The sequence below is a fragment of the Mycobacterium sp. 050134 genome (assembly GCF_036409085.1).
Taxonomy (GTDB): domain Bacteria; phylum Actinomycetota; class Actinomycetes; order Mycobacteriales; family Mycobacteriaceae; genus Mycobacterium.
In genome coordinates, this window is sequence record NZ_JAZGLV010000020.1 from 77,922 (window position 1) to 93,696 (window position 15,775).

At 68.6% G+C, this 15,775-nt stretch carries 14 protein-coding genes and 5 pseudogenes; 12 read left to right on the forward strand and 7 right to left on the reverse strand.

Annotated elements, in window-relative coordinates:
* Position 1 precedes the first annotated feature (1 nt).
* A complete protein-coding gene (locus tag SKC42_RS21690; RefSeq protein ID WP_330966339.1) occupies positions 2-1,213 on the reverse strand; it encodes an acyl-CoA dehydrogenase family protein in 1,212 nt (403 codons plus the stop codon).
* Between the two features lie 264 nt (positions 1,214-1,477).
* Here SKC42_RS21690 and SKC42_RS21695 point away from each other — a divergent pair, with 264 nt between their 5' ends.
* From SKC42_RS21695 to SKC42_RS21705, 3 genes are read left to right on the forward strand one after another with little or no spacing between them, the layout of a single operon-like run.
* Complete coding sequence (locus tag SKC42_RS21695; protein ID WP_330966321.1) at positions 1,478-2,569, forward strand: Re/Si-specific NAD(P)(+) transhydrogenase subunit alpha; 1,092 nt, start codon at positions 1,478-1,480, stop codon at positions 2,567-2,569.
* A gap of 2 nt (positions 2,570-2,571) precedes the next feature.
* Positions 2,572-2,907, forward strand: coding sequence for an NAD(P) transhydrogenase subunit alpha (locus SKC42_RS21700; RefSeq protein ID WP_330966322.1), 336 nt, complete (start codon positions 2,572-2,574; stop codon positions 2,905-2,907).
* Positions 2,904-4,331, forward strand: coding sequence for an NAD(P)(+) transhydrogenase (Re/Si-specific) subunit beta (locus tag SKC42_RS21705; protein ID WP_330966323.1), 1,428 nt, complete (start codon positions 2,904-2,906; stop codon positions 4,329-4,331). Before SKC42_RS21700 ends, SKC42_RS21705 begins: the two co-directional genes overlap by 4 nt.
* 71 nt (positions 4,332-4,402) lie before the next feature.
* On the opposite strand, the gene SKC42_RS21710 is transcribed toward SKC42_RS21705, so the two are convergent.
* On the reverse strand, positions 4,403-4,528 hold the full coding sequence (locus tag SKC42_RS21710) for a hypothetical protein (protein WP_090350544.1): 126 nt from the start codon (positions 4,526-4,528) through the stop codon (positions 4,403-4,405).
* Between the two features lie 164 nt (positions 4,529-4,692).
* Here SKC42_RS21710 and SKC42_RS21715 point away from each other — a divergent pair, with 164 nt between their 5' ends.
* Positions 4,693-5,337, forward strand: coding sequence for a TetR/AcrR family transcriptional regulator (locus tag SKC42_RS21715; protein ID WP_330966324.1), 645 nt, complete (start codon positions 4,693-4,695; stop codon positions 5,335-5,337).
* Here the strand turns inward: SKC42_RS21715 and SKC42_RS21720 are convergent.
* Positions 5,334-6,785: a PE family protein gene (locus SKC42_RS21720; protein WP_330966325.1), complete on the reverse strand. Its 1,452-nt coding sequence runs from the start codon at positions 6,783-6,785 to the stop codon at positions 5,334-5,336. The two genes, SKC42_RS21715 and SKC42_RS21720, sit on opposite strands and share 4 nt — an antisense overlap.
* Positions 6,786-6,895: 110 nt before the next feature.
* Positions 6,896-7,792 (reverse strand): alpha/beta hydrolase, encoded by an 897-nt coding sequence (locus SKC42_RS21725; RefSeq protein ID WP_330966326.1) that lies wholly within the window; start codon positions 7,790-7,792, stop codon positions 6,896-6,898.
* Between the two features lie 105 nt (positions 7,793-7,897).
* Between SKC42_RS21725 and SKC42_RS21730 the strand changes: the two are divergent.
* Together SKC42_RS21730 and SKC42_RS21735 are read left to right on the forward strand one after the other, a co-directional pair.
* Positions 7,898-8,168, forward strand: a pseudogene (locus SKC42_RS21730) (diacylglycerol kinase); the annotation flags it as partial.
* Positions 8,169-8,200: 32 nt separating this feature from the next.
* Positions 8,201-9,550 (forward strand): FAD-binding oxidoreductase, encoded by a 1,350-nt coding sequence (locus tag SKC42_RS21735; protein ID WP_330966327.1) that lies wholly within the window; start codon positions 8,201-8,203, stop codon positions 9,548-9,550.
* On the opposite strand, the gene SKC42_RS21740 is transcribed toward SKC42_RS21735, so the two are convergent.
* The gene (locus SKC42_RS21740; protein WP_330966328.1) at positions 9,547-10,098 is read right to left on the reverse strand and encodes a TetR/AcrR family transcriptional regulator; all 552 of its coding nucleotides are present in this window, start codon (positions 10,096-10,098) and stop codon (positions 9,547-9,549) included. The two genes, SKC42_RS21735 and SKC42_RS21740, sit on opposite strands and share 4 nt — an antisense overlap.
* A 31-nt stretch (positions 10,099-10,129) precedes the next feature.
* Positions 10,130-10,867, reverse strand: a pseudogene (locus SKC42_RS21745) (thioesterase family protein).
* Positions 10,868-11,105: 238 nt separating this feature from the next.
* On the opposite strand from SKC42_RS21745, the pseudogene SKC42_RS21750 reads away from it, so the two are divergent.
* From SKC42_RS21750 to SKC42_RS21765, 4 genes and pseudogenes are all read left to right on the forward strand, one after another.
* A pseudogene (locus tag SKC42_RS21750) lies at positions 11,106-11,497 on the forward strand (hypothetical protein); the annotation flags it as partial.
* Positions 11,476-12,143 (forward strand): annotated as a pseudogene (locus tag SKC42_RS21755) (TIGR03619 family F420-dependent LLM class oxidoreductase); the annotation flags it as partial. The pseudogenes SKC42_RS21750 and SKC42_RS21755, both read left to right, overlap by 22 nt.
* Positions 12,144-13,295, forward strand: coding sequence for an acyl-CoA dehydrogenase family protein (locus SKC42_RS21760; protein ID WP_330966329.1), 1,152 nt, complete (start codon positions 12,144-12,146; stop codon positions 13,293-13,295).
* A gap of 40 nt (positions 13,296-13,335) precedes the next feature.
* Positions 13,336-14,061, forward strand: coding sequence for a ZIP family metal transporter (locus SKC42_RS21765; RefSeq protein WP_330966330.1), 726 nt, complete (start codon positions 13,336-13,338; stop codon positions 14,059-14,061).
* Between the two features lie 15 nt (positions 14,062-14,076).
* On the opposite strand, the gene SKC42_RS21770 is transcribed toward SKC42_RS21765, so the two are convergent.
* Positions 14,077-14,256, reverse strand: a complete 180-nt coding sequence (locus SKC42_RS21770; RefSeq protein ID WP_330966331.1) for a hypothetical protein — start codon at positions 14,254-14,256, stop codon at positions 14,077-14,079.
* 249 nt (positions 14,257-14,505) lie between these two features.
* Here SKC42_RS21770 and SKC42_RS21775 point away from each other — a divergent pair, with 249 nt between their 5' ends.
* Together SKC42_RS21775 and SKC42_RS21780 are read left to right on the forward strand one after the other, a co-directional pair.
* On the forward strand, positions 14,506-15,261 hold the full coding sequence (locus SKC42_RS21775) for a trimeric intracellular cation channel family protein (RefSeq protein WP_330966332.1): 756 nt from the start codon (positions 14,506-14,508) through the stop codon (positions 15,259-15,261).
* A gap of 324 nt (positions 15,262-15,585) precedes the next feature.
* Positions 15,586-15,775 (forward strand): annotated as a pseudogene (locus SKC42_RS21780) (DUF222 domain-containing protein); the annotation flags it as partial.

Consider the following 15,775-nt stretch of genomic DNA (forward strand, 5'->3'; position numbering starts at 1 on the left):
CTCAGGTGACCGCCGCCGCGAACGCTGACTTCTCGTGGCCGAGCTCGGCCCGGGCGATCGTCCGCATGTGTACCTCGTCGGGTCCGTCGAACAGGCGCATGGCCCGATGCCAGCCGTACGAGCGGGCCAGCACCGTGTCCTCGCTGACCCCGGCGGCGCCGTGCACCTGGATCGCGCGGTCGATCACGTCGCAGGCCACTTGGGGCGCCACCGCCTTGATCTGCGAGACCAGCATGTGGGCGGCCTTGTTGCCGTGTTGGTCGATCGTCCACGCCGCCTTGTGACACAACAGTCGGGCCTGGTCAATTTCGTTGCGCGACTTGGCAATCGCCTCCCGAACCACGCCCTGCTCGGCGAGCGGGCGGCCAAACGCCACACGATTTTGGGCCCGGTCCACCATGAGGGCCAGCGCACGCTCGGCGCCGCCAAGCGCACGCATGCAGTGGTGAATGCGGCCCGGGCCCAGCCGGGCCTGGGCGATCGCGAAGCCGCCGCCTTCTTCCCCGAGCAGATTCGTGACGGGCACCCGGACGTTTTCGTAGCTGATCTCGCAGTGACCGGGCTGGTCCTGGTAACCGAAGACCGTGGTGGAACGCACGACCGTCACGCCGGGGGTGTCGATCGGCACCAGAACCATCGACTGCTGCTGGTGGCTCGCCGCCTCGGGGTTGGTGCGGCCCATCACGATGAGGATCTTGCAGCGCGGGTCCGATGCGCCGGAGGTCCACCACTTGCGCCCGTTGATGACGTAGTCGCCGCCGTCGCGGACGATGGAGGTCTCGATGTTGCGGGCGTCGCTGCTGGCGACCGCCGGTTCGGTCATCGAAAATGCGCTGCGGATCTCGCCGTTCAGCAGCGGCTCCAGCCACTGCTTGCGCTGCTCCTCGGTGGCGAACAGATGCAGGGTCTCCATGTTGCCGGTGTCAGGCGCCGCGCAGTTGATCGCCTCCGGGGCGATCTCCAGGCTCCACCCCGTCAATTCGGCCAGCGGGGCGTATTCGAGGTTCGTCAGCCCGGACTCCGCGGGCAGGAACAAGTTCCACAGGCCGCGTTCCTTGGCCTTCTTCTTGAGTTCCTCGATGACCGGCGGAACGGTGTGGTCGTCGGGGCCGGCCTCGTGACGGAATTTGTCGTAATCGGCCTCGGCCGGGAAGACGTACTCGATCATGAAGTCGGACAGTCGCTTGTGGTAGTCGTTGGCTTTTCCCGACATCGCGAAGTCCATGACGGTCACGATAGGACACGTGCGGTGACGCCTCGTTTCAGGTCGCCGGCGCGCGGCTTAACCGCGGTCGTCCACCGGGATGCACGTGTCGTGGGAGCGGGGGGCCGGCCCGGGGTTCAACATCGCGTCATCACCGCCGGTTATGGATCGAGGCTGGAAAGCGGCGCCCATGCAGCGCCGGTTAGGGTAGCTGAGCGCGCCGGCCATCACCGGCCGGCAATCCGTGAGGCAGAGAAAGTGGATGTACGCGCCATGACAGATGCGCACACGACGGTGGGAGTGGTCGCCGAGTCCGGGGCCGACGAGCGGCGCGTCGCGCTGGTGCCCAAAGCGGTCGCGGCCCTGGTGGGTAGCGGTGTAGCGGTGGTGATCGAGTCCGGCGCTGGCGACAAAGCGCTGCTCCCCGACGACCTCTACACAGCGTCCGGGGCCAGCGTCGGGGACGCCTGGGCCGCCGACATCGTGGTCAAGGTGGCGCCGCCGACCGCCGACGAGGTGAAGAAGCTGCGCCGGGGTCAGACGCTGATCGGCTTCCTGGCGCCCCGAAACGCGGACAACTCGATCGGCGCGCTCGCCGAGGCCGGCGTGCAGGCGTTCGCCCTCGAGGCCATCCCGCGCATCTCGCGCGCCCAGGTCATGGATGCGCTGTCGTCGCAGGCGAACGTCGCCGGATACAAGGCGGTGCTGTTGGCGGCCTCGGAGGCGACCCGGTTCTTCCCGATGCTGACGACGGCGGCGGGAACCGTGAAGCCGGCCACCGTGCTGGTGCTCGGCGTCGGTGTGGCGGGGCTGCAGGCACTGGCCACGGCCAAACGCCTGGGCGCGCGGACCACCGGCTATGACGTCCGCCCCGAGGTCGCCGACCAGGTCCGCTCGGTGGGGGCGCAATGGCTCGACGTCGGCATCGACGCGGCGGGCGAGGGCGGTTACGCCCGTGAACTCACCGAGGCCGAACGGGCCCAACAGCAGCAGGCGCTGGAGAAGGCGATCACGGGGTTCGACGTCGTGATCACCACGGCGCTGGTTCCAGGCCGGCCCGCGCCGCGCCTGGTGACCGCCGCCGCGGTGGAGGGAATGAAGCCCGGCAGCGTGGTGGTGGACCTGGCCGGCGAAACCGGGGGCAACTGCGAGCTCACCGAGCCCGGGCGGACCGTTGTCAAGCACGGCGTGACGATCGCCGCCCCGCTGAACCTGCCCGCGACCATGCCCGAACATGCCAGCGAGCTCTACAGCAAGAACATCACGGCGCTCCTGGACCTCTTGGTCAAGGGCGGCAAGCTGGACCCCGACTTCGACGACGAGGTCATCGCCGCATCCTGCGTGACTCGAGCACAGAAAGCCTAGAAATGTACGACGACCTTTTTGCCAACCTGGCGATCCTGGTGCTGTCCGGGTTCGTGGGGTTCGCGGTGATCTCCAAGGTGCCCAACACGCTGCACACCCCCCTGATGTCGGGCACCAACGCCATCCACGGGATCGTGGTGCTCGGCGCGCTGGTGGTGTTCGGGGAGGTCGAGCACCCGTCGCTGGCGGTGCAGATCATCCTGTTCGTCGCGGTGGTGTTCGGCACGCTGAACGTGATCGGCGGGTTCATCGTGACCGACCGCATGCTGGGCATGTTCAAGGGCAAGAAGAAGGCGCCCGCCAAAGCCGGGGAGCCCCAGAAGTCGGTGTCCAAATGAACTACTTGGTGATCGGGCTCTACATCGTTTCGTTCGCCCTCTTCATCTACGGCTTGATGGGCCTGACCGGGCCGAAGACCGCGGTGCGGGGCAACCTCATCGCCGCGGTCGGCATGGTCATCGCGGTGGCCGCCACGCTGGTCGCGATCCGGCACACCACCCAGTGGCCGCTGATCATCGCCGGGCTGGTGGTGGGCGTGGTGCTCGGCGTCCCGCCCGCGCGCCTGACCAAGATGACGGCCATGCCGCAGCTCGTGGCCTTCTTCAACGGGGTCGGCGGCGGCACCGTCGCGCTCATTGCGCTGTCGGAATTCCTCGAGACGAAGGGCTTCTCGGCCTTCCAGCACGGTGAGTCGCCGACCGTGCACATCGTGGTGGCGTCGCTGTTCGCCGCGATCATCGGCTCCATCTCGTTCTGGGGTTCGATCATCGCGTTCGGCAAGCTGCAGGAGATCATTTCCGGATCCCCGATCGGGTTCGGCAAGGCCCAGCAGCCGATCAACCTGCTGTTGCTGCTCGGCGCCGTGACCGCGGCCGTGGCCGTGGGCGTGCACGCGCATCCCGGCACGGGCGGGGCTTCGCTGTGGTGGATGATCGGCCTGCTAGCCGCCGCCGGCGTGCTGGGCCTGATGGTGGTGCTGCCCATCGGTGGCGCCGACATGCCGGTGGTCATCTCCCTGCTCAACGCGATGACGGGGCTCTCGGCGGCCGCGGCCGGCCTCGCGCTGAACAACACCGCGATGATCGTGGCCGGCATGATCGTCGGCGCGTCCGGCTCGATCCTGACCAACCTCATGGCTAAGGCGATGAACCGCTCGATCCCGGCGATCGTCGCGGGCGGATTCGGCGGCGTGGTCGTCAGCGGCGGCCCCGATGGTCAAGGCGGGGACAAGCACGTTAAGGCGACGTCGGCGGCCGACGCGGCGATCCAGATGGCCTACGCCAACCAGGTGATCGTGGTCCCGGGCTACGGCCTGGCCGTCGCGCAGGCCCAGCACGCCGTCAAGGACATGGCGAGCCTGCTCGAGGAGAAGGGCGTGCCGGTGAAGTACGCCATCCACCCGGTGGCCGGCCGCATGCCCGGGCACATGAACGTGCTGCTGGCCGAGGCCGAGGTGGACTACGACGCCATGAAGGACATGGACGACATCAATGACGAGTTCGCCCGGACCGACGTCGCGATCGTCATCGGCGCGAACGACGTCACCAACCCGGCGGCCCGGAACGAACAGTCAAGCCCGATCTACGGCATGCCGATCCTCAACGTGGACAAGGCCAGGTCGGTGATCGTGTTGAAGCGTTCGATGAACTCGGGATTCGCGGGCATCGACAACCCGCTGTTCTACGGCGAAGGAACCACCATGCTGTTCGGCGACGCGAAGAAATCGGTCACGGAGGTCGCCGAGGAGCTGAAGGCGCTCTAGCTTTCGTCGAGGGAGCTTTCGTCGAGGGCGGCGACCCGCTTCGCCCGGCTACGCCGCCCTCGCGATCGCCGCTAGACGGGCGGGTAGGCGGGCGGCGGGTAACCGTTGCCGTCGACCACGCCCCGCAGCCCCCAGGGCACATAACGGAGGAAGAACTCGATTTCGTCGCTCGCGTCGTAGTCCGGACTTGGGTCCATGGTCCACCCCTTCGAATCGCGACTTGGTTCGTGACGCGAGTCTAGTCCCATCCTCCGCGCTCCGACACCCGGCGTCACGCCTAAACTGGCCAACCAGTTAGTTGATAATTAGCCTTATCCGCGATCCGGCCCTCCCGCGCCGGCAGCGACGATGGAGAGCAAAGATGTCATCCGACAACGGCCTCACGCGCCGCGAGGAGTTGCTGGCCGTGGCCACCAAGCTGTTCGCCGCCCGCGGTTATCACGGCACCCGGATGGACGACGTCGCAGACGTGATCGGCCTGAACAAGGCGACGGTGTACCACTACTACGCCAGCAAGTCGCTGATCCTGTTCGACATCTACCGGCGGGCCGCCGAGCGCACCCTGGCCGCCGTCCATGACGACCCGACGATGACGGCGCGCGAGGCGCTGTACCAGTACACCGTGCGCCTGCTCGACCAGATCGCCGCCAACCCCGAGGGTGCGGCGGTGTATTTCCAGGAGCAGCCGTACATCACCGAGTGGTTCACCGCCGAGCAGGTTGCCGAGGTTCGCGAAAAGGAGGCCCAGGTCTACGAGCACGTGCACGGCCTGATCGACCGCGGGATCGCCAGCGGCGAGTTCTACCCGTGCGATTCTCACGTCCTGGCGCTCGGCTACATCGGGATGACGCTCGGCGCCTACCGGTGGTTGCGGCCGAGCGGCCGGCGCACCGCCAAGGAGATCGCCGCGGAGTTCAGCACCGCGCTGCTGCGGGGTCTGATCCGGGACGAGTCGATCCGCCAGCATTCCCCACTCGGATCGGACAGCGCCGACGCCGCGGTCTAATTGAAGATCGGCGGAATGATGTGCAGCACGTTCCCGACGGCCCCGCTCAGGGTGGACAGCAGGGTCGTGCTCGGCTGGCCGAGGAAGAAGTTCAGGCCCGGATTCGTCGACGGAACCCACGGGTAGGTGTCGGGGAAGTACGACGGCGACAGCAGCCCGGCCTCCACGCCGATCTCAACGGCGGCGCCGTACGGGCCCTGCACCGCCCCCAGGGCGAGATCGGGAATCACGGTGAACGGGTTCGGAATGTCCAGCAGGCCGGCTGGGGTGGGCACGTTCGCGTAGTTGAGCCCCACCCCGTAATCGCCGTAGCCCATGTCGACGAGCACCCGCAAGGTGGGCTGGAAGATGTCGGCGATGGGCGGACCGGCGTAGGGGATGGCGCGGATCGGCGAGAGCAGCGGCAGGTTCTGCGTCATGACCATGTAGTAGTCGGTGTTGCCGCCGCTGGTCGGCAAGTGCACGGCGTTGGCCAGCTGGGCCGCCGTCAGGTCCGGGTAGCTGCTGTGCACGGCGAAGTAGCCCATGAACGCGTTCAGATCGGCGACCAGGTTGAGCGGATACTGCGGGGCGTCCGCGATGCCGTCGTATTGGAGTGTGTAAATGCTTGTGTGCCAGGGTGATTGGGGAGTCGCGCCGTTGAACGGCACGTCCAGGCCCGGGATGTAGAAACCGGGGAACCGCGCGAGCAGGCCGCCGACGGGGTTGTTCGGATTGCCGACCAGCATGAACGACAACTGGTTCGGGAGCGGCTGCAGATTGGTGGGCAGCGCCAGCAGCGCGTTGATTTCGTTGGTGGCGATCGTCGCGCTCTGCGAGTAGCCGAAAACGATGGCGTTGTTGTTGGGATTGCTGAGCAGTGTGGTGAGTTGGCTGTTGAGCAGGCTGACGCCCCGGTTGACCGACTGCGCGAACGTCAAGCTGCCGAGGTTGGGGGTGATCGGCCAGAACTGCTCCGGGGTGAACAGCCCCTGCGGGATGGCCGTCGGGAACCCGGGCTTGATGTAGGAGTTGAAGATGCTGTTCAGGTATTCGGTCGCGGGCAGCGGGTTGCCGGTGCCCCCCATGATCAACGCGTACAGGGGATCGCCCGAGGACGGCTGGGCCAGCGTCGTCAGCAGGCTGGGCCCGCCGCCGGCGGTGGGTGCCGGGCCGAGGAGCGTCGCGGCGGCGGCCTCGGCCTGCGCGTAGGTGTTCGCCGCCCCCGCCAGCGCCCGCGTGAACTCGGTGTGGAAGAGCGCGGCCTGGGAGATCAGGGCGTGGTATTCGCGGCCGTACCCGGCGAACAACTGGGCGACGGCCGCCGACACCTCATCCTGCGCGGCCGCAAGCAAACCGGTGGTCGGGCCCACCGCTGTGCCGGTCGCGGCGCTGATCGCCGATCCGATGTTCTCCACCTCGGCGGCCGTGGCGGCCAGCAGTTCGGGCGCTGCAACGACGTACGACATCTCGCCGGTCCTTCCCCTCGCGGCGGACCCTTCCCCGGAGGTACTGAGAGACTAGAGCGGTCGTCCGGCGAAGTGTGGCGATTCGCACAACTGGCGCGAGTTGGCTTCGGCTACGCGCGCTCGCCCTTGAGACGCCGGTCCAGGAAGGCGAGTTGGTCGGCCACCACGCGCTCGAACGCGTCGCCGACGTAGATGGCGAAGTGGCCCTCGGGGTACGTCTTGACCTCGCCGCGCGGCGCCTTGGCCGCATACCGCAGCGTGGCTTTCGCGGGTGCCACCGAGTCCGTCTCACACACGCAGAACAGGATGGGGCAGGTGATTTTCGCGGCCAGGCGGCCCGGCCGGTACGTGACGATCTTCAGTCCGATGCGCGCCGCCACCTCGTTGGGTAGCTGCACGCCTTCGGGCACCAGCTCGAGGTAGCCCTCGTAGGCGTCGGGCGCGTTCATCAGGGCGACCTCGCCCGGCCGCCCCGCCGTCGGGACCATCACCGGCGGTTTGCCCGTGTGAGCGGCGATCACGTCGCGCAGCGCCCGTGCGGTGATCCGCGCGGTGATCAACGGGCTGAGTGTGCGGGACGAGGCGATGCCGTCGGTGAACGGGCACTGCGCCACGACCGCGGCGATGCCCGGCAGTCGGGCCGCCGTGGCGATGACGTGGCCGCCACCAAAAGACGTGCCCCACAGCACAATTCGATCGTGGTCGATGCCACCGAGCGTGCGGGCGTAGGCGACCGCGGCGGCCCAGTCCTCGAGCTGCATGCCGATGTCCAGCAGCTGACGCGGCCGGCCCTCGCTGTCGCCGAAGTTGCGGTAGTCGAACACTAGGCAGGCGTAGCCGGCGGCGCTGAACCGTTCGGCGTAGGCGTCCAGCCGCATGGTGCGCACCGCTCCCAGGCCGTGCGCCATCACCAGGAGCGGTGCGGCGCCACCGCCCGCCGGCCGATAGAGCCACGCGCTGATTCGGTCGGTGCCGGAGGGGAACTGGACATCTTCACGTTGCGTCATCGCGGTTCATTCTGCGCGACGGTGGTCGGGTCCGGTAGGCGTGTGCCCGTGATTGTGGACTACTGGCTAGAAAGTTTCGAGCGGCTCCCGCGGACGGAGGAACTCATGGCGATACGCGTCGCCCACGTCGGCATGTCGGGGGGCTCGCCCTGACCGCACTGATCACCAATCCGGCCTTCGAGCTGACCGGGGTGTGCGTGTCGTCGCCGGAGAAGGTGGGCAGGGACGCCGGGGCGCTCTGCGGGGTCGGCCTGGATCCGGGCATGGTCACCGGTGTCGCCGCCGTCGGCGATCTCATGCCGTGCTGGCCACCAAGCCCGAGTGCGTCGTGTACTGCGCCATGGGCGACACCCGCCTGCCCGACGCGATGGCCGACGCGGGCCCGGATTCGGTGCTATAACCGCGAGCATGTCGGGCAGCCTTGACGACCTGAAAGGGATCGTCGGATCGAGCCACGTGATCACCGATCCCGACGTGCTGGCCGGTCGCAGCGTCGACTACACCGGCCGGTACCGCGGACGGGCCGCCGCGCTGGTGCGGCCCGGCTCGCCCGGGGAGGTGGCCGAGGTGCTGCGGGTGTGCCGCGACGCGGGGGCGCACGTGACCGTGCAGGGTGGCCGCACCTCGTTGGTGGCCGGCACCGTGCCCGAATACGACGATGTGCTGCTGTCGACCGAGCGGCTGGACGAGATCGGCGAGGTGGATGCGGTCGAACGCCGCATCGAAGCCGGCGCCGGGGTCACGCTGTCCGCCGTGCAGCGCGCCGCGCACGGCGCGGGCCTGGTGTTCGGGGTGGACCTCGCCGCCAGGGACACCGCCACCGTCGGCGGCATGGCCTCGACGAACGCCGGCGGCCTGCGCACCGTCCGGTACGGCAACATGGGCGAGCAGGTCGTCGGCATGGAGGTGGCGCTGCCCGACGGCACGCTGCTGCGCCGCCATAGCCGGGTGCGCCGGGACAACACCGGCTACGACCTGCCCGCATTGTTCGTCGGCGCAGAGGGCACCCTCGGGGTCATCACGTCGCTGGAGCTGCGGTTGCACCCCGCGGCGGAGCACCGGGTGACCGCGGTGTGCGGGTTCGCGGACCTCGAGGCGCTGGTCGAGGCGGGCCGGGCGTTCCGCGACGTCGACGGCATCGCGGCGCTGGAGCTGATCGACGGCCGCGCGGCGGCCCTGACCCATGAGCACCTGGGGCTGGGCGCCCCGGTCCCGGGCGACTGGCTGTTGTTGATCGAGCTGGCCGCCGACCACGACCAGACCGAGCGGCTCGCCGACCTGCTCGACGGGGTGCGGCTGTGCGGCGAACCCGCGGTGGGCCTGGACGTCGCGGCGCAGCAGCGGCTGTGGCAGGTCCGAGAATCGCTCGCCGACGTGCTCAACGTCTATGGGCCGCCCCTGAAGTTCGATGTGTCGCTGCCCCTGCCATCCATCGGCGAATTCGCGGACGCAGCATCATCTTTGATCGAGTCGGCGGTACCCGACGCGCTACCGGTCCTGTTCGGTCACATCGGCGAGGGCAACCTGCACCTCAACGTGTTGCGCTGCCCGCCGGAGCGGGAGGCGGCGGTGTACGGGCCGATGATGGAGCTCATTGCGCGCTGCGGGGGCAATGTCAGCTCCGAGCACGGCGTCGGCACCCGCAAGCGGCCCTACCTCGGCATGTCGCGCGAAGCGGCCGACATCGCGGCGATGCGCACCCTCAAGGGCGCCCTCGACCCGACGGGCTACCTGAACGCCGCGGTGCTCTTTGACTAATCGGGTTGTTCGGTCGGCGCCTTGATTCCGACCGCGTGCCGCAGCTGCGCCAGGAACTGGTCGGCGTCGTCGCTGCGGACGATGTAGTGCGAGATCGCGATGCGGATCACGGTCGCCGCCCGCACCGCCGCGTTGGGCCCGGGCAGGTGGCGTTGCAGCCCGTCGCGCATCTGGGGAATCACCCTGCCGAACTGCGCGATGGTGTACTCGGGCTCGACGTCGACCATCCGCACCCCCGAGTAGGAATGCTGGTATTCGACGATGAACCGCAGCACGGCGTCGAGCTTGTCGGCGCCCTTCAAGCCCGCGGTCGCCTTGACCAGGCCGCTCTCGAAGACCTGCTGTTCGTAGTTGGTGAAGGCCTCGAGCAGATCCTCCTTGGAGGCGAACCACCGGTAGAGCGTGGGACGCGACACGCCGGCCTGCGTCGCCACTTCGGACAGACTCAGCTTGGTCTTGCCGTTGCGGCCGAGGACTTCGGCGGTGGCGTCGAGGATCCGCTGACGGGTCGACGTGTCGGCTTCGGCCGCCTGTGCCGGGTGGCTCATGTCCCAAACTTTACGAAGCTTCGCGGATGTGTCACGGGGTTTTCGCTTCGCGGCCGGGGCGCCGGCGCACCAGCACCGACTGCTGGATCGCGCCGACCGCGCCTTGCTGGTCGAAGAGCGTGCCGATCGTCGTCCCGATGCCGTCGGGACCGTAGCTGGTTTCGGCGCGGATGCCGATCCACTCGCCGTCCGGGACCCGGAACACGTGCACGGCGAGATCGGTGTTGAGGAACGTCCGCTCGGCGATGTCCAGTTTGCTGCCAATGCCGTTGGCGCAGTCTGCCACCGCGAAAAGCCGCTCGAGCGGCGTCATCGTCTCTCCGTTGGCCAGGTCCACCGTCGGCTTGATCCAGGACTCGCCGGGACCCCCGGTGAGGGGCTCGGTCAGCCAGCGCCAGTCCAGGCTGTGCACGTAGTTGCGGTCCCAGTCCTTCTCCAGGTTGCGGCTGCCGGCTCCGGACAAGGACGGGGCGGCGGCGCCGCGGCGTGGGCGAGGGAGCGGGTGTCGAGCTGTTGGAGCCGCCAGCCGCTGGCGCGGGCCACGGGCCGGGGGCGACCGTCGGGGCCGAGGCCCAGCATCTCGGCGCCGACGCGGCTCAGCCGGGTGTCGTCGCGCCGGGCGCACCGCTCCAGCGCGCACCAGCAGCGCCGACACCGGAGCGCCGTGCTGGATCTCGGCGGTCCGCGTGCTGCGCACCAGGTCGGTGGCCGCGAACCTCTCGCCCGACGGGTCGTCGGCGTCGAGCAGTTCGTAGTAGGAGTCCGTCACTGGTGCGCCTCTCGGGTCACGGCAGGCCGGCACCGGGGCTCTCGACGGTCACGGCCTCCAGCCGCGATCGCCGCGTGCGGCGCTGGGGGCGCGGGGATCATCCGCCCCCGCCGTTACGAATCATCGCAAGAGTGTCATGCAATTCGGGCGCCGATGTCAACGTGGCGGCAGCTTTACAAAAGCAACCACGAGTGTCATCGCTGCGCGATGAGCTGCTCCGGCGAGAGGCGAGGTGGATTTGACCACGGATTCTGATCAACAGTGGTCGGTGGACAGCCTGCTCGACCTGTTCGACGTGCGGGACGACGGGGCGGATCCCCAGGTGGTCGCGCAGGCGATAGTCGCTGTGGCCAAACGGTTCCCGGGCAAGTCCGTGCGCTCGGCGCACGCGGTCTTCTCCCGCGCGGTCGCGGTCGGTCGGGCTGCCCGGAGCTGTACGCCTGGGTGCGTTACGAGCCGATCCCGACAAGGGACGATCTGGCCAAGGCGCTCGTCGCCTAATTCACCGGGCGTTTGGGGATCTCGACCGCCATGCGCGCGCATGCGGGCATCGGCACCAGTCAGGCCCATCTGAGCGTGTCCACCGCCCCGATGAGCATCTCGATCGCGTTCCACGAGCCGGTGCGCTGGGGTTTCACAGGTTCGGGTTCACCGATCACCCGGCCCCGTCGCAGCGCTGGCTCGACGCCCGGGGTCACGATGCGCTCGATCCCTTTGTTGCGCTGGGCTTTGCTGCCGCCCGCACCGCGACACTGCGCCTGATCCCCAACATCGTCGTGCTGCCGTACCGAAACCCGTTCGTGGTGGCCAAGTCCGGCGCCAAGCTCGGCTTGCTGTCCGGCGGCAGGTTCACCCTGGCGGTCGGCGTCGGGTATCTCAAGCGGGAGTTCGCGGCGCTCGGGGTCAGTTACGACGAGCGCCTCGAGCTGTTCGAGGAGGCGTTGCAGGTGATCCGGGCGGTGTGGACGTCCGATGACATGTCGTTCGAGGGAAAGCATTTCAGCGCCCGCGGCATCACCGCCCACCCGCGCCCGGTCAGCCGGCCGCCGATCTGGATCGGTGGTAACACCACGTCGGCGCGTCAGCGGGTCGCCCAGTGCGGCGACGGCTGGTGCCTGTTTCCGGCGACTTCGACGCCGACTCCTACCTGAGCGGCCTCGACCGGCTCGCCAAGCTCGGCGTGACCTGGGTCCAGGTCGGCCTGCCCGGTGACAGCCTGGCCCACGCGCTAGAAAGCATCGACAGGTTCGGCTCGCTCGTCATCGGTGCGGTCTAGATGGACTTCGGACGCGCCGCGCTGTCGGACGAAGACCGGGCCTTCCTCGAGGAGACCCGGGAATTCGTCACCAAGGTGGTCACCGACGACGTGCTGCGTCGTCAGCGGGAGTTCGGCGAAAACTTCGACGAGCGAGTGCATTTGGCGTTGGGCAAGGCCGGCTATCTGGCCTCGGACTGGAAGCTGGAGTCCGACGGCGGCTTCAGCCCGGTTCGCCGCCGCATCTTCCAGCTCGAGATCGCCCACGCCCATACGCCGTGGTATCGCTGGGGCGCCACGTCCGTCGTCGTCCGCCTCGTCCGGGAGTTCGGCGCGCCCGAGCTCGTCGACAAGGTGGTCCCCGGGGTGCTCCGCGGCGAGATCCGGCTGTGCCTCGGCTACACCGAGCCTGAGGGCGGCTCTGACGTCGCGACGTGCAAGACCCGGGCGGTGCGGGAGGGGTCGAGCTGGGTCATCAACGGCTCCAAGATGTTCACGTCGAACGCGCAAAACGCCGGCTATGTCTTCCTGCTCACCAACACCGATCCCAAGGGCCGAAAACACCGGAACCTGACCATGTTCCTGGTGCCGCTCGACACGCCCGGAATCGAGATCCACGGCATCCGCACGCTGGATGGCGACCGCACCAACATCGTCTACTACGGCGACGTCCGCGTCGACGATCTGTACCGCGTCGGCGAAGTGAACGACGGCTGGACGGTGATGCGTGCCGCGCCGGACTCCGAGCACGGCATCGCGGATCCGGAAGATCATGGCCTCCAATACATCGCGGCGATGGCGGCACACGGCGACATCATGGCCGAAGTGGTCGATACGGTCGCGGCCATCGTCGCGCGGACGCGCGACCAGGCGGTCAGGTACCGGCTCGGACGCGGCGTCGCCCGGATGGAGGCGGCGCTGTCCACGCCCGGCATGTTCGGGCGGGTCGCGATGGCTCAGACGATGCGCGACATCGCACCGGATCTGAGGGACATCCTCGGGGCGGCCTCGGCGCTGCCCGCCGACGTACCCGGGTCCGTCGGCGGCGGCGCGGCGGAACATCTCTACCGGCTGGCGTTGCCGTTGGGCATCTATGGCGGCACCCTCGAGGTGTTCCGCAACATGATCGCCCAGCACGCGCTCGGGCTCGGGCGTCCCGGTTACGGCCGCTGAGCCGGTTCGGGCGCTACGTTTTCCACGGAGGTGGCGCGCAGTGGCCGTTCTCGTAGCGTTTGGTTCGTTCATCACCACGTTGCTGGGTGGCTATGCGGCGGTGCGCATCGGTTCCTACCGCCATCTGGTGCTCGGCCTGGCCGCCGGGCTGATGCTCGGTGCGGTGGCCTTCGACCTGTTGCCCGAAGCGCTGAGCCAGCAGTCCTGGACGCTACTCGGTGTACCCGCGCCGCTGGTGGCGTTCGTCCTGGGCTTTCTGGCGCTGCACGTCGTGGAACGCACGGTCGGTATTCACCACGAGCATTCGGTAAATGCCGAATTTGACGAGGCGCCGAGCGTGGGTCTCGTGGCGGCCACGGGATTGGTCGGTCACAGCGTCATGGACGGATTCACCATCGGTGCCGCCTTTCAGGCCGGTGCCGGCGTGGGTGCGGTGGTCGCGGTGGCGGTGATCGGCCACGACTTTGCCGACGGCTTCAACACGTACACCATCACGTCGGTCTACGGAAACGACCGGCGAAGGGCGCTGGCGCTGCTCGCCGCCGACGCTGTCGCACCGGTTGCGGGCGCCGCCCTGACCCTGGCCGTGACGATTCCCCATCGCCTCCTCGAGGTGGCCCTCGGTTTCTTCGCGGGCTTTCTGATGTATCTGGCGAGCGCTGACATCTTGCCTAAGGCAAATGCCGGGCGCCGGACGCTTGCGACCCCGGCATGCACCATCGGGGGTGTGTTGTTCATGCTCGCGATCGTCGGTCTAGCAAGCTAACTCGTCCCGTCGACGTCAGGTTCCGGCCGGCGTGGTGCGTGCGTTGACCAGGGTCGGTCGGTGCCGGGCGGCGACGCCGGCGCGCACCAACTCGGCGACCTCCTCGGTGGTATGCGCTTCGTGCGCGTCAACGCCATAGCTGGCCGCGGCCGCCAGTTGGGCGCCGACGGATGCGGGCAGCCCGAGCGCGGTCACGCCCCGACGGTGTTCGCCCCGCTGCGACTACCGCCTATCGTCTTTCCGGAAGGCCGTCGGCACAATTCCCATCGGCTCAAGATTTCCCGGACAAAGTTTGTGCTCGCGCGCGGGGCGCCGGCCGATATTCGCGCGGCCGGGCCTGGTGGCTACGCTACGGTTCCTGGCCCTCAACAGCTTTGGCCGCGGCGGAAGCCCGGGGTCTCGTGGGATCTTGATGATTAGTGGGCTTCCGGGAGGGATGGGTGGATGAGTGCCGCGCTGAGCGAGCTGTCGCATGCTGTCGATCTGGCCGGAGTATTCGCCAATGCGGTGCTCGGCGGTGTCGTCGCCCGCCAGTGGCGCATGGACCCCGTGGGCTTCGTGGGGCTGGCTATCGTGTCCGGCCTCGGAGGTGGCGTGATCCGGGATACGCTGCTGCAGCATGGTCCGCCCGTTGCGCTGACCGACTCCCGTTATATGGCAACCGCATTGGCGGGAGCATTGCTGGCCTTTGTGGCACCCCTGCGGGGCCGGCTGTGGACCGTGGCTTATCCCGTCGTCGATGCGCTGGCGTTGGGCACATGGGCGGCGGTCGGCGCGCAGAAGACGTTGGCGGTTGGCTTGAGCTGGCTGCCCGCGCTGCTGTTGGGCACGATCACCGCGGTCGGCGGTGGTGTGTTGCGCGACCTGACGGTCGGGCGCATCCCGCAGATCTTCGGCGGCAACACGCTTTACGCAACCTGCGCAGTGGCTGCCAGCGGAGTGGAGGTGGCGTTCAGCTTCCGCGGTGCGCCGGCGCAGGGCACGCTGTTTGCCACCGCCGTGGGTGCGGGACTGAGCATGCTGGCCCGTTGGCGTGGCTGGCAACTCGGCCAGGGTCTGGCCTGGGAGTACGGGATCGAGCGGCGGCCCGGGAAACGGCTTCCCCGTTTCACTATCCGGGTGCTGAGGAACCAGCGCGGCCGCGCGGCGGCATCCCCGGGGCGCGACGCTCGACGACGACCGCCCCGTCCTTCACGATGAGGGCTGGCGCATCTGCTGGTCGTGGGCGGCCGCCATCGCGTCCGATAACGGCGCTCCGGTCTCGGCCCGCCGCTGGCCGCCTCGTACGGCACCCGAACGAACCCCGGGGCCGCCGGCTCGAGTTCCGTAGACGACATCATCGGGTGTCCCGGGCGAGAACCACCCGGGGGGATCGCCGCTCAGCGACCCCGGCCGTCAGGTGCGGCGTCGGGAATCCACGTTCTGCTCGGCGCTGTGCCAACGTCGCCGCGATCCCTCGGGCGTGTCCGCATCCTGGCGAGTCGACTTGTCGACTTGTCGGACCCGCGTGACACAATCGAACACATGTTCGATGAGAAGTTGTCGCGGCCGGCCGTGTTGTTGGAGCGGTTGTCGGTGTCGGCGCGCGAGGAGAATCGGGCGGCGGCCGATCAGCTGGCGGCGATGGGGGAATTGTTCGCGGTGCGCTGGTCGGCGCAGTCGGAGCTGTGGGTGATCGACGCGATGGAGGCGGTCGGGGCGGAGGTGGCTGCGG

Excerpts from the sequence above, each read along its gene's own strand:
- SKC42_RS21715 (WP_330966324.1), top strand. The coding sequence starts at position 4,693 with ATGTCATCCGACAACGGCCTCACGCGCCGCGAGGAGTTGCTGGCCGTG.
- SKC42_RS21735 (WP_330966327.1), top strand. The coding sequence starts at position 8,201 with ATGTCGGGCAGCCTTGACGACCTGAAAGGGATCGTCGGATCGAGCCAC.
- SKC42_RS21760 (WP_330966329.1), top strand. The coding sequence starts at position 12,144 with ATGGACTTCGGACGCGCCGCGCTGTCGGACGAAGACCGGGCCTTCCTC.
- SKC42_RS21720 (WP_330966325.1), bottom strand. The coding sequence starts at position 6,785 with ATGTCGTACGTCGTTGCAGCGCCCGAACTGCTGGCCGCCACGGCCGCC.
- SKC42_RS21695 (WP_330966321.1), top strand. The coding sequence starts at position 1,478 with ATGACAGATGCGCACACGACGGTGGGAGTGGTCGCCGAGTCCGGGGCC.
- SKC42_RS21690 (WP_330966339.1), bottom strand. The coding sequence starts at position 1,213 with ATGTCGGGAAAAGCCAACGACTACCACAAGCGACTGTCCGACTTCATG.
- SKC42_RS21740 (WP_330966328.1), bottom strand. The coding sequence starts at position 10,098 with ATGAGCCACCCGGCACAGGCGGCCGAAGCCGACACGTCGACCCGTCAG.
- SKC42_RS21710 (WP_090350544.1), bottom strand. The coding sequence starts at position 4,528 with ATGGACCCAAGTCCGGACTACGACGCGAGCGACGAAATCGAGTTCTTC.
- SKC42_RS21700 (WP_330966322.1), top strand. The coding sequence starts at position 2,572 with ATGTACGACGACCTTTTTGCCAACCTGGCGATCCTGGTGCTGTCCGGG.
- SKC42_RS21775 (WP_330966332.1), top strand. The coding sequence starts at position 14,506 with ATGAGTGCCGCGCTGAGCGAGCTGTCGCATGCTGTCGATCTGGCCGGA.
- SKC42_RS21705 (WP_330966323.1), top strand. The coding sequence starts at position 2,904 with ATGAACTACTTGGTGATCGGGCTCTACATCGTTTCGTTCGCCCTCTTC.
- SKC42_RS21725 (WP_330966326.1), bottom strand. The coding sequence starts at position 7,792 with ATGACGCAACGTGAAGATGTCCAGTTCCCCTCCGGCACCGACCGAATC.